Origin of the sequence: Streptomyces sp. NPDC001744 (assembly GCF_042892575.1) — a bacterium.
Lineage (GTDB): Bacteria > Actinomycetota > Actinomycetes > Streptomycetales > Streptomycetaceae > Streptomyces.
The window spans coordinates 237,978-250,203 of sequence record NZ_JBIAUG010000008.1 but is presented as its reverse complement, the minus strand read 5'-3'; the positions used below and the strand labels follow the sequence as shown (position 1 = coordinate 250,203).

General features: G+C 73.1%; 9 protein-coding genes. 4 read left to right on the top strand and 5 right to left on the bottom strand.

Going from position 1 to position 12,226, the window contains the following annotated elements; genetic code table 11:
* Window positions 1-21 precede the first annotated feature (21 nt).
* From ACFYZY_RS13020 to ACFYZY_RS13005, 4 genes are all read right to left on the bottom strand, one after another.
* Window positions 22-510: a DUF1877 family protein gene (locus tag ACFYZY_RS13020; RefSeq protein ID WP_388692846.1), complete on the bottom strand. Its 489-nt coding sequence runs from the start codon at window positions 508-510 to the stop codon at window positions 22-24.
* Between the two features lie 72 nt (window positions 511-582).
* Window positions 583-1,554 (bottom strand): DNA-3-methyladenine glycosylase family protein, encoded by a 972-nt coding sequence (locus ACFYZY_RS13015; RefSeq protein WP_388692844.1) that lies wholly within the window; start codon window positions 1,552-1,554, stop codon window positions 583-585.
* 206 nt (window positions 1,555-1,760) lie between these two features.
* Complete coding sequence (locus ACFYZY_RS13010) at window positions 1,761-2,843, bottom strand: sugar phosphate nucleotidyltransferase (protein WP_388692842.1); 1,083 nt, start codon at window positions 2,841-2,843, stop codon at window positions 1,761-1,763.
* A 104-nt stretch (window positions 2,844-2,947) separates the two neighbouring features.
* A complete protein-coding gene (locus ACFYZY_RS13005) occupies window positions 2,948-4,705 on the bottom strand; it encodes an N-acetylmuramoyl-L-alanine amidase (RefSeq protein WP_388692841.1) in 1,758 nt (585 codons plus the stop codon).
* Window positions 4,706-4,842: 137 nt separating this feature from the next.
* Here ACFYZY_RS13005 and ACFYZY_RS13000 point away from each other — a divergent pair, with 137 nt between their 5' ends.
* The 4 genes from ACFYZY_RS13000 to ACFYZY_RS12985 all read left to right on the top strand — a co-directional run bounded on the left by ACFYZY_RS13000 (window position 4,843) and on the right by ACFYZY_RS12985 (window position 11,020).
* The gene (locus ACFYZY_RS13000; RefSeq protein WP_388692839.1) at window positions 4,843-5,595 is read left to right on the top strand and encodes a TIGR03089 family protein; all 753 of its coding nucleotides are present in this window, start codon (window positions 4,843-4,845) and stop codon (window positions 5,593-5,595) included.
* Between the two features lie 319 nt (window positions 5,596-5,914).
* Window positions 5,915-7,198 (top strand): LCP family protein, encoded by a 1,284-nt coding sequence (locus ACFYZY_RS12995; RefSeq protein WP_388692838.1) that lies wholly within the window; start codon window positions 5,915-5,917, stop codon window positions 7,196-7,198.
* Between the two features lie 271 nt (window positions 7,199-7,469).
* Window positions 7,470-9,215: an LCP family protein gene (locus ACFYZY_RS12990; RefSeq protein WP_388692836.1), complete on the top strand. Its 1,746-nt coding sequence runs from the start codon at window positions 7,470-7,472 to the stop codon at window positions 9,213-9,215.
* Window positions 9,216-9,265: 50 nt separating this feature from the next.
* Window positions 9,266-11,020 carry an LCP family protein gene (locus ACFYZY_RS12985; protein ID WP_388692834.1) on the top strand — a complete coding sequence of 585 codons (1,755 nt, stop codon included), beginning with the start codon at window positions 9,266-9,268 and terminating at the stop codon, window positions 11,018-11,020.
* Window positions 11,021-11,096: 76 nt separating this feature from the next.
* Here the strand turns inward: ACFYZY_RS12985 and ACFYZY_RS12980 are convergent, their stop codons facing one another.
* Complete coding sequence (locus ACFYZY_RS12980) at window positions 11,097-12,116, bottom strand: glycosyltransferase family 2 protein (RefSeq protein WP_388692833.1); 1,020 nt, start codon at window positions 12,114-12,116, stop codon at window positions 11,097-11,099.
* Window positions 12,117-12,226: the final 110 nt, after the last annotated feature.

Here is a 12,226-nt window from a genome sequence, read left to right as displayed (position 1 = left end):
CGTCCGCGTGCGCGGGGGTTGTCAGCCCTCGCGCTTCTTCACCACGTACTCCCCCTCCTTCGCCGCCAGCGCGAAGAGTTCCGTGAGGGCCTCGGCCCGTTCCCGCAGGTCCTCCAGGTAGCCGTGGGCGAGGCCGTGCCGGAAACCGAGCACCGAGGCGTCGGTGGACGCGAGCAGGGCCCGGAAGTCGACGGCCGCCAGCGCCTCGGCGGTGGCGGCGACGTCGGCGAGGTCGAGGTACCCGTACGTGGTGCCGTGCCCGTCCTCCCCCAGGTACTGGGCGCCGCTGGTGGCGTTCTCCGCGGCCTCGGCCCCCAGGGCCGGGGTCAGCACGGCCCGCAGCGACCGGTCCTCCTCGTCGAGGGCGCAGTAGGTGCCGGCCGGGGAGCCGCCGGCGTCGTCGCCCGCCGCCCTCAGGAGGGCGCTCTCGATGTCCTCGAAGCGGCGCAGGACGGTGTCGGTTCCCTCGCGTACGGCGTCCTCGGACATCCGCGTCAGCGTCAGGCCCATGGCTGTTTCCCCTCTTCCCCTCGTCCCTCTCCCTGATCTTCCCTGGATTTCCGGGTACCCCGGATTCCGGGTTCAGAGCGCCGCGATGTTCCCCGGGGTCATGCGGGGCGCCCGGCGGGGCGGGACGCGGCCGCCGAGGAGGATCAGGCGGGCCGCGCGGTGGCGCTGGCCGGCGTAGGGGGCCAGGAGGCCGAGCATGGCGGTGTCGTCGGCCGTGCGGTCGCCCGCGAGGGCCCAGCCGATGATGCCGGGCAGGTGGCAGTCGCCGGTGGTGACCTCGTCGGGGGCGCCGTGGGTGCGCTGGACCACCTCGGCGCTCGTCCAGGGGCCGACGCCCGGGACCAGCTCCAGGCGTCCGCGGGCCTCGGCCGGGGCCATGTCCGCGGCCTCCTCCATGCGGCGGGCCACCCGGCACACGCGCAGGATCGTCGAGGCCCGTTTGTCGTCCACGCCCGCGCGGTGCCACTCCCAGGACGGGATCAGGCTCCACGCGCGCGCGTCCGGCATGACGCGCATGCCGTCCGGCGCCGGGCCGGGAGCGGGCTCGCCGTACTTCCGTACGAGCAGCCGCCAGGCCCGGAACGCCTCGTCCGTCGTGACCTTCTGCTCCAGGACCGAGGGGATCAGCGACTCCAGGACCAGGCCGGTGCGGACGAGGCGCAGGCCGGGACGGCGACGGTGGACCGCGGCGAGCAGCTTGTGACGGGGGACGAAGGCGGCCGGGTCGTCCTCGGCGCCGAGGAGGGCCGGGAGGCGGTCCAGGAGCCAGGGGGCGCCCGGTCCCCACGCCTCGGCCTCCGCCACGCCGTTCCGTACGGCGACGCGGAGGGTCCCCGGGCCCTCGGGGGTGCGGGTGGCCCGCCAGTACGAGCCGTCCGGGGTCGCCCGGTAGGTGGGGTCGGCGGGTCCCCGGCGGAGGGGGCCGAGGGTGAGGGCCGGGTCGAGCGGCTCCTCAAGGGGGAGGCAGCGGGCGCGGGACGCGGGGACGCGGCCGACCGCCCGTACGGGGGCGGGGGTGGGTCTCTGGGGGAAGCGGCCGGCCATGGGGACGAGGGTAACGGGGGCCGGTCCGGTGCCGTCCCCGTACGGACTCGGCCGCGTACCGGCTCGACGCCCGCACGGGTTCCGCCTCGGCCCGCGGGGGTTCACTCCACCCGTAGGGGTTCGCTGTACCCGTACGGGTTCGCCTCGGCCCGTAGGAGTCCGCCCGGCCCGTACGGGTCCGCCTCGGCCCCTACGGGCCCCGGTCCCTACTGGTCCGACGAGAAGCGGATCGCGCCCGCCGGGAGGGTCGTGTCGCACCAGACGCGGGCGCCGTCGCGGAGTTCGTTGTCGGCGCCGATCCGGGCGCCGTCGCCGATGACCGCGCCGGTGAGGACCGTGCGCGCGCCGATGCGGGCACCCGCGCCGATCAGGGAGTCGGTGATCACCGCGCCCTGTTCGACGACCGCTCCGGCGAGGAGCGTGGAGCCCGTGACGCGGGCGCCCTCGCCGACCACCGCGTCCGCGCCGACGACCGTGCCGCCGGTCAGCTTGGCGTCCGGGGCGACGCGCGCCGACGGCAGCACCAGGCGGTCGCCGCAGCGGCCCGGGACGGCCGGGGAGGGCGCGCGGCCGAGGACCAGGTCGGCGGAGCCGCGCACGAACGCCTGCGGGGTGCCGAGGTCCAGCCAGTACGTGGAGTCGACCATGCCCTGGAGGTGGGCTCCGGAGGCGAGCAGCTCCGGGAAGGTCTCGCGCTCGACCGAGACGGGCCGGCCGGTGGGGATGGTGTCGATGACCGAGCGGCGGAAGACGTACGCGCCCGCGTTGATCTGGTCGGTGACGATCTCCTCGGGCGTCTGCGGCTTCTCCAGGAAGGCCGTGACGCGGCCGGTGCCGTCCGTGGGGACGAGGCCGAAGGCGCGCGGGTCCTCGACCCGGGTGAGGTGCAGGGAGACGTCCGCGCCGGACGCGGCGTGGGTGGCGACCAGGGCGCGGATGTCGAGGCCGGTGAGGATGTCCCCGTTGAAGATGAGGACGGGCTCGTCGGGCCCCGAACGCAGCCGGGAGGCCACGTTGCGTATCGCGCCGCCGGTGCCCAGCGGCTCCTCCTCGGTGACGTACTCCAGGCTCAGGCCGAGCGAGGAGCCGTCGCCGAAGTGCGGCTCGAAGACCTCGGCCAGGTAGGAGGTGGCGAGCACGATGTGCTCGACCCCGGCGGCGCGGGCGCGGGCCAGCTGGTGCGTCAGGAAGGGGACGCCGGCCGCCGGGACCATGGGCTTGGGGGTGTTGACCGTGAGGGGCCGCAGCCGTGTCCCCTTGCCACCGACCAGGAGGATCGCTTCTGTCACCTTGTCGTCTCTGCTTCCTGTTCGGGGCCCGTCGGCACGCCCGTCTCGGTCGTCCCTGCGATATGACCGGTCAGTTTATGCAGATGGTCGCCCCGGGGACCCCATCAGCTCCTTCCCTGGTACGACGCCGAGCTCGTACGGGCCGTGCCGAGCTTGCCGTACAGCTTCGCCCCGGGGCATTCCGTGGCGAACCCGTCGCGGTGTCCGGCGATGGCGTGGAACCGGACGCTCGTGCCCTTCTTGTACAGGTTCCCGCCCCCCGAGACCAGGGTCACCGTCCCCTTGGGGTTGATCCCGTGGAGTCCCAGCTTCCAGGCCGTCAGACGGGCCACGGCGGTCACGGCGGCGGCCGGCGGGGCCGTCGTGCCGTAGCTGCCGAGGACGGCGATGCCCATGGTGTTGGTGTTGAACCCGAGGGTGTGGGCGCCGAGCACCGGCTTCGCCACGCCGCCCGCCCGGCCCTCGTAGATGTTCCCGCACTTGTCGACGGCGAAGTTGTAGCCGAAGTCCCGCCAGCCGCTGCTCTTGACGTGGTAGCGGTAGATGCCGCGCAGGACGGAGGGGGCCTGGGCGCAGGTGTAGTTGTTGCCGGTGGCGCTGTGGTGCACGAAGGCCGCCTTGATCGTCTTCGTGTAGACGAAGCCCTTCTCGCGGATGCTCTCGTCCGCTCCCCATCCCTTACGGGTGATGATCTTGGGCTGGGGGCCGATGTACGGCTTCGCGGCCTGTGTCTGGGCCTGGACCTGTGCCTCCTGCACGCGGGGCGGGAGCGCGGCGGCGGCGGCCTCGGTCGCCTCCTTCGTCAGCGCCGGAATCCAGTTCGCGCCGTACGCGGCGAGCTTGGCGTTGGCCGCCCCGACGGCCGTCTCCGCCGCGCTCAGCCCGGCCAGGAGGCCCGGGAAGGAGGGGAGGGCGGAGGCCCCGGGGAGGGACGGGAGGGCGGGAGCGGGCAGGAGGGACGGGCGTGCGGGAACGGTCCCGACGGCCGGAGCGGACGGGACGGAGACGGGAGGCGGCGGGGCCTCGGGGACCGTGGAGACCCGGGCCGCCACGGGGCTCCCGGGGCCCTCGGGGGCCAGGGGGGCCGTGGCGTTCCCGGGGGTCTTCCGGGCCGTGCCGTCCGCCGGGACCTCGGCGGTGCGGACCCCGGGCCGGACGGCCCCCGGCTCCACGGACGCCCCACCGGGACGGCTCGCCTCCACGCCCGTACCCGTACCCGGCGTCCCCGGCGTCTCTTCCTCCCCCGGGAAGACGACCGGTTCGGTGTCGGCCTCGGTGGCCAGGGCGGACCGCGTCTCCGGCTCCGGGTCCTCGCCCGGGTCCACCAGTTCGAGGCGCAGGCCGTCCGGGAGCGGGGCCGCGCGGCCCGTGCCGTCCGCCTCCGCCCGTACGCGGAGCTCGACGCCGTCCGAGTCGCCCACCCACAGCGGTGCCGTGGAGCCCCGGAGCCCCCGGGCGGCCCCCTCCCGGGTGCCCGGGTCGGCCCCGTGCTCGTCGTTGTGGGTCTCCACGTCCTGCCACTCCGACCAGGCTCCGCCGCCGGTGGCCCGGGTGCGGACCTGCACGGTGCCGCGCAGCGGGACCGACGGGTCGTCCCAAACCACGCCGACGAGCGAGAAGGGCCGGACGTCGCGCCGGACGACCCCCTGCTCGCCGGAGCCGCCGCCGGCCCGGGAGGAGGGGCCCGGCGGGGACAGCGGCAGGGACTGGGTGGAGCCCGGCATGTCGGGCGAGGGCGGCGGTGCGGAGACCGCCGGTGGCTGCCCGGTCACCCCGGCCGCCGCGGGCGCGGCGGAGGAGACCGGCAGGGCGAGGGCCGCCGCACAGGTGACGGCGAGCGAGGAGGTGAGTGAGGCACGCATAGGCCGATCGTGCGTATCGCCGGACCGTTGCGCGCGCCGGGAAACCGCCCGGAAAGCGGCGGCCGGTCGGTCCGACCGGTGGACCGCGTCACCGGTACGGCGGACCCCGGCGGGCCCTCCCGCGTACGCTGTCCGGCGTGAACGCCAGCGACCGCACCCCCGCCGACCTGCTGCGATCCGCGCTCGCCGCGGATCCCGCCCGTCCCTTGGTCACCTTCTACGACGACGCCACCGGTGAGCGCGTGGAATTGTCCGTCGCCACCTTCGCCAATTGGGTGGCCAAGACGGCGAACCTGCTCCAGGGCGAACTGTCCGCCGCACCCGGCGACCGGCTCGCGCTGCTGCTGCCCGCGCACTGGCAGACCGCCGTCTGGCTCCTCGCGTGTTCCTCCGTCGGCGTGACGGCCGAGGTCGGCGGCGACCCGGCCGGGGCGGACGTCGTGGTCGCGGGGCCGGACGCGCTGGAGGCCGGCCTGGCCTGCCCGGGGGAGCGGATCGCGCTCTCCCTGGCGCCGCTGGGCCGCCGGTTCCCCGCCCCGCCCGCCGGTTACGCGGACTACGCGGTCGAGGTGCCGGGCCAGGGCGACCGGTTCGCCCCGTTCGTACCGGTCGATCCGGAAGCTCCCGCCCTCGTCGTCGACGGTACGGAACGCAGTGGCGCCCAGCTCGTCGAGCAGGCCCGCGTGGACGCGGCGGCGCTCGGCCTGGCCCCCGGCTCCCGGGTGCTGTCCGCGCTCGGTTACGAGGACTGGCGAGGTCTCTCGACCGGCTTGTACGCGCCCCTCGCCGCCGGAGGTTCCGCGGTGCTGTGCCGCCGTCCGGACCTGCTCGCGGCCGGGGCGCTCGACCGGCGGATGGAGAGCGAGCGGGTCACGCACTCGGTGCTCTGAACCGCTCGGGGCTTCGAACGGCTCGGCACCCCGAACCACTCGGTACTCCGAACCGCCCGGCGCCCTGAACCACTCGGCGCTCCGAACCGCCCGGCACCCCGAACCACTCGGCGCTCCGAACCGCCCGGTCCGGGCCCCCCTTCACCCCCATTCGGCCCATCGACGCGCCGAGTCCCCGGGTTCACGCGCCCGCTCCGGTGGATGATCGGCCGGGGGGAGTCGGCTCCTTCCGCACAACCAAGCGTCGGATTCGGCCGTCTTCCTCCGCGACCGGTGGCCGCCCGACGTGCCGCCGATGCCACGAAGGACGGACGCAGACGTGACGGACCGCGCGGGCACGCCCGCCGAACCGGATCCACCGGCGCCCGGGGAGAGCGCGACCGGCGCCCCCGAGGGCGGGACCGCCGGTGCCCCGGAGGACACGGCGGCCGGCACCTCCGGGGACGCGGCGGCCGGACCCCCGGAGAAGCCGCGCCGGCACCGCTGGCTGCGCTGGACCGCGCTCGGCGTCTCGGTGGCCGTGCTGGCCGGGGCCGGGGCCGGCTGGTGGTTCTACCGCAAGCTCGACGGCAACATCACCACGGACACCGGCGCCGCCGACGAACTGCGGAAGTACGAGAAGGAGCGCCCCCCTGCGAGCTCCTCGGCCGCGCGGAACATCCTGCTCATCGGCTCGGACAGCCGGTCCGGCGAGGAGAACGGCAAGTACGGCAGGGACAGGGGGACACAGCGCTCCGACACGGTGATCCTGCTGCACCTGGCGGCGGGGAAGGGGAGCGCCACCGCCGTCTCCCTCCCCCGCGACCTGATGGTCACCGTCCCGAGCTGCCGCGAGGCCGACGGGAACCGCACCCGGGAGCGGTTCGCGCAGTTCAACCAGTCCTTCGAGGCCGGCGGGGCGGCGTGCACGATCCGCACCGTCGAGAGGCTGACCGGCGTCCGGATCGACCACCACATGGTGATCGACTTCCAGGGCTTCAAGAAGATGGTGGACGCCGTGGACGGGGTGGAGGTCTGCCTCAAGGAGCCCGTGGACGACGCCGACGCGCACCTGAAGCTGCCCGCGGGGCGCCGGACGCTCCACGGGGAACAGGCCCTCGGTTTCGTACGGGCCCGGAAGTCGATCGGCAACGGCAGCGACACCGACCGCATGGACCGCCAGCAGCAGTTCCTCGGCGCCCTCGTCAACAAGGTGCAGAGCAACGGGGTCCTGCTGAACCCGGCCAAGCTCTACCCGGTCCTGGACGCGGCCACGAAGTCGATCACCACCGACGAGGGGCTCGACTCGATGCGGGACCTGTACGACCTGGCGCGTTCGATGCGGGCCGTCCCGACGGAGCGGGTGCAGTTCCTCACGGTCCCCCGCCGCCCGTACGCGTACAACGCGAACCGGGACGAACTGGTGCAGCCGGCGGCGAGCCGGCTCTTCGAACAGCTGCGGAAGGACGAGCCCGTGGCGGTGGAGCCCGGCGAGAAGGAGAAGGAGGGGACGGGAACGGAGAGCCCGCCGTCCGCCGGCGCGGGCACGCCGTCCCCCTCCACGAGCCCCTCCGCCACTCCGACCTACACCGGGCGGAACGCGGCGGAGGGGATCTGCTCGTGAACGGGGGTCGCGAGAACCTCGTGAGAAGGATGAGTAAAGGGCGAACCAAGGGGAGGGCGGGGCGAGATGACGTTTGAGTCAATTGCCCGGATATAAGGGGCGTGGAATTTGTCACGGTCGTCGCCCCACGCCGAACGGGGCGGATACTGTGACGCGATCCGGTGCACTCCGACCTCGTGGTCGTCGCACTCACCAAGGATCGAACGACCGAGAGAGCGGCGCCCCCTGGGGAAGGCGCCTCGCGTGGCACCGACGGAGGATTCGAGTAACCGTGGACGCGCACAGCCGTGGACGGGCGGACGAGATCGACCCCGCCGACCAGTGGGTACTCAACCCGCAGACGGGCAACTACGAACTGCGACTGGACCACTCCGCTGAGCACCCGGGGCCTTCCTCCCGGGCCCGCGACACCGCCGCCGTCCCGGCCGCCGCCCCCGAGGGCGGCACCGCCACCGCCACCGAGGCGGCCGTCCCCGGCCAGCGCCGGCGCCGGGTCCCCGAGCAGAGCCGCGGGGGCCCGCAGCCGCCCGCGAGCCGCCGCAGGCCCCGGCAGGCCGCCTCCCGCAAGAAGAAGGTCCTGCTGTGGACCGGCGGCACGATGGCCTTCGTCCTGGTGGGCGGGGCGACCGGGGCGTACCTGGTCTACGAGAAGCTCAACGGCAACATCGGCACGGTGGACGTCGGTGACGCGGCGGTCCGGACGCCCACGATGGACGGGCCGCTCAACATCCTGATCATCGGCAACGACGTCCGGACCGGCGCGGGCAACGAGAGCTACGGCAACAAGAGCAACGTGACCGGCCACGCCGACACCACGTTCCTCATCCACCTCTCCGACGACCGGACCAACGCGACGGCGCTGAGCATCCCCCGGGACCTCAAGACCGAGATCCCGGACTGCCCCACGAAGCAGCCCGACGGCTCGACCAAGGTCATCCCCGGTTCGGTCGGGAAGACCAAGTTCAACGAGTCGTTCGGCGTGAACGGCCGCGACCCGGGCTGCACGATGCGCACCGTCACGCAGATGACCGGGGTGGGGATCAACCACTTCATGATGGTCGACTTCAACGCCGTCAAGACGCTCTCGACGGCGGTCGGCGGCGTGAAGGTCTGCCTGACCAAGCCCCTCCGGGACAAGAAGTACTCCAAACTCGACCTGGCGGCGGGCGACCACCGCATCCAGGGCGAGCAGGCCCTCGCGTTCCTGCGCAACCGCCACGGCCTCGGCAACCAGAGCGACCTGGACCGCATCAAGATGCAGCAGCAGTTCCTCGCGTCGATGCTGCGCCAGCTCAAGGAAGACACCCTGGGCAGCCCGACGCGGCTGCTCTCGGTCGCGAACGCGGCGACCGAGGCGCTGACGGTGGACAAGGGGATAGGCAGCGCGCTGAAGCTGACCACCCTGGCCAAGGAGATCGGGAAGGTCGACCTGAAGAACATCAGCTTCATGACCGTCCCCGTCATCGACAACCCGGACGAGCCGCCCAACAGGAGGGCGACGGTCGTCCTCCACCCCACCAAGGCTTCCCCGGTGTTCGAGATGATCAAGAACGACGTCTCCTTCACCGAGGTGAAGAAGAAGGAACAGGACGCCAAGAACGCCCAGGCGCAGGCGCAGGCCGCGCTCCTCAAGGGCGCGCGGTCCACCGCCGCCCAGGTGCGCGTCGACGTCTACAACGGCAGCGGCATCCGGGGCGCGGCGCAGTCGACCATCAACTGGCTGCAGAACGAGCAGGGCGTGACCCGCTCCGCCAACAGGAGCAACGCTCCCGAGAAGGCGGCGCGGACCACGCTCACCTACGCACCGAACCAGGCCGATCAGGCCCGCAAACTCGCGGACATGATGGGCCTGCCCGCCACGGCGCTCAAGCCGGGCACGCAGAACGCCGGGGAGCGCGAGCCCATGACGCTCGTCCTCGGCGCCGACTTCAAGGGCGCGGGGGTGCCCGTCGGCGGACCGGTGAAGGCGCCGGACGTCGAGAAGGTAGAAGCTGACAAGAAGGTGTGCGCCAAGTGACCCGGGAACACCGGGCGCCGGCGTACTCCTGATCCATGAGGGGACCTGGGGTGGGACAGAGCAGCGTGCGCGGGGAGGGAACGCGGAAAAGCGTTCCGCACGCCCGTGAACTGGGCTGGGACGACGATCTGCACGGCGCGGGCGAGGCGACCGGCGCCGACACCGGCGCCCCCGGCGAGGAGGAGTCCTCCGCCGGGGCCCCGGACGCGTCGACCCGCGCGGAGCGGCGGCGCGGCACGGCGGGGGGTGACGCGCGTAGCGGCCACCGCCGCGCCGGCGCGCGACGGCGTTCCAGGAAGGCGGGCAAACGCAAGGCCCTGCGCTGGGTGGCGGTCACCCTGGCGGTGCTGATACTCGGCACGGCCGGCGCCGGATACCTGTACTACGAGCACCTGAACGGCAACATCCGCAGCGACAGCCGCGCGGGCGGCGAGAGCGGCGTGAAGAAGGCCGCGCCGAACGCGCTCGGCGACACCCCGCTGAACATCCTCCTCATCGGCTCGGACAGCCGGGAGGACGAGAAGAACATCGCCCTGGGCGGCGGCCGCGACGACAAGAACCGCGCACCGCTCGCCGACGTGCAGATGCTGCTGCACGTCTCGGCCGACCGGCAGAACGCCTCGATCGTCTCCATACCGCGCGACACGGTCGTCAAGATCCCCGAGTGCAAGGACAAGGCCGGCAAGACCTACCCGGGCACGAGCAACCGGCCGATCAACGAGAGCCTGCAGCGCGGTGGTCCCGGCTGCACCCTCACCACCTGGGAGAACCTCACCGGGGTCTACATCGACCACTGGATCATGGTCGACTTCGCCGGTGTCGTGGCGATGGCCGACGAGGTCGGCGGCGTCCCGGTCTGCGTGAAGACCGGTGTCTACGACAAGCCGACCAGACTGGTGAAGGGCGGCTCCGGCCTGAAGCTGAAGAGGGGCACCACCGAGATCCAGGGCGAGCAGGCCCTCCAGTGGCTGCGCACCCGGCACGCGTTCGGCAGCGACCCGAACCGCGCCAAGGCCCAGCACATGTACATGAGCGGCATGATGAAGAAGCTCCAGGGCCAGAACGCCTGGAACGACACCGGCCGTCTGATGGGGCTGGCGGACACCGCCACGAAGGCCCTCCACGTCTCCGACGAGATCAGCACCGTCAAGGGCCTCTTCGACCTCTCGATGCAGCTGAAGAACGTCAAGATCGACCGCCTCACGACGGCCACGGTCCCCACCAAGCCGTACCCGCCGAAGCCCGACGAGTGGCTGGAGGTGATCCCGTCCGCCGCCGACAAGATGTGGTCGATGCTGCGTGACGACATCGCCTTCGACAAGAACGGGGCCAAGGCCGGCGCCAAGCCGAAGCCGGGGGCCCCCGCGAAGCCGAAGACGCCCGCCGACGCCCCCGGTTCCTTCGCCGTGACGGTCGTCAACGGCACGGCGGGCGACGGTGAACCGCCGGTCGAGGGCAGGGCCGGCAAGGTGAAGGAGACCCTCCGGGGCAAGGGCTTCACCCAGGCCGACTCCTCCAAGGAGGCCCAGCCGCGCAAGGACACGGTCGTCTGGTACCCGACGGCGGACGGCGAGCGGGGCAAGGCGAACGCCCTGTCCGTGGCGAAGGTCCTCGGCCTGCCCGACGCCAAGGTCCGGGCCGACGCCAAGGCCGGGGGCATCACCGTCGTGGTGGGCTCGGACTGGCGGGAGGGCGCCGTCTACAAGACGCCGACGCACGCCGCGGGCGACCTGCCCGCGGGCGCCGACGACAAGGCGGACTGCATGGACATCTACTCCGTCTACAAGTGGGACGGGAAGAGCTGACCGCGCTCCCCCGCCCACGGCGAAGGCCGGGTCCCCCACCGGGACCCGGCCTTCGCCGTGCGTACGGACGCGGTCGTCAGACCGTCTCGTTCTCGCCCGCCCTCACCGCCGGGCGGCGGCTCGCGACGACCTTCTTCGCGAGGGAGCGGGGGCTGGTGAGGAAGCCGTACCCCCACGACATGTGCATCGTGGCGAGGGCGACGGGGATCCGGAGGCGGGCCTTGAGCGGGAGGCCCCTGCCCGCCGGGACCGAACCGGCGGTGACGGCGGCGAGGTAGCCCGCCGGGACCACGAAGCCGAGCGGGGTGAGGGTGGCGCCCACGACCACGCCGGCGGCGATGGCGCAGACGGCGGCCGGCGGGGCCAGGTAGCGGAGGTTGATGGAACCCCGGTGGTAACGGGCCACCACGTGGCGCCAACGCCCGTAGTCCTTGTACTGCTTGGCGAGGGCCCTCACCGTGGGCCGGGGGCGGTACTGGACGCGCAGCTCCGGCGAGAACCAGATCAGGCCGCCCGCCTCGCGGATGCGGAAGTTCAGCTCCCAGTCCTGGGCGCGGATGAACTCCTCGTTGTAGCCGCCCTGTTGCTCCAGGGCCTCGCGCCGGAAGACGCCCAGGTAGACCGTCTCGGCGGGGCCCGCCGCGCCGCCCGTGTGGAAGGCGGCGTTGCCGACGCCGATCTTCGAGGTCATCGCGGCGGCGACCGCGTCCTCCCAGGCGTTCTCGCCCTCGGCGTGCATGATGCCGCCGACGTTCTGCGCGCCGGTCTCCTCCAGGAGCCGTACGGCGGTGGCGATGTAGTCCGGGGAGAGCATGCCGTGGCCGTCGACGCGCACCACGATCGGGTGGCGGGAGGCGTTGATCGCCGCGTTGAGGGCGGCGGGCGTACGGCCCGTGGGGTTCGGCACGGTGTGGACGCGGGGGTCCTCGCGGACGAGTTCGGCGGCGATCTCGTCGGTGCGGTCCGTGGACGGGCCGAGCGCGATCACCACCTCCATCTCGCCGTCGTACTCCTGCTCCAGGATGTGGCGGACGGAATTGCGCAGGTGCCGTTCCTCGTTGAGGACCGGCATGATCACGGAGACGGGGGGCAGCATGGTTCCTCGGCGGTACGGGGATCGTCCCCGGCGAGACGGCGGTATCGCCCGCCACGTTACCGCGAACGGGGGACACCGGTGCGCGCCGGACGGGTGGTGCGCCTTTGCGC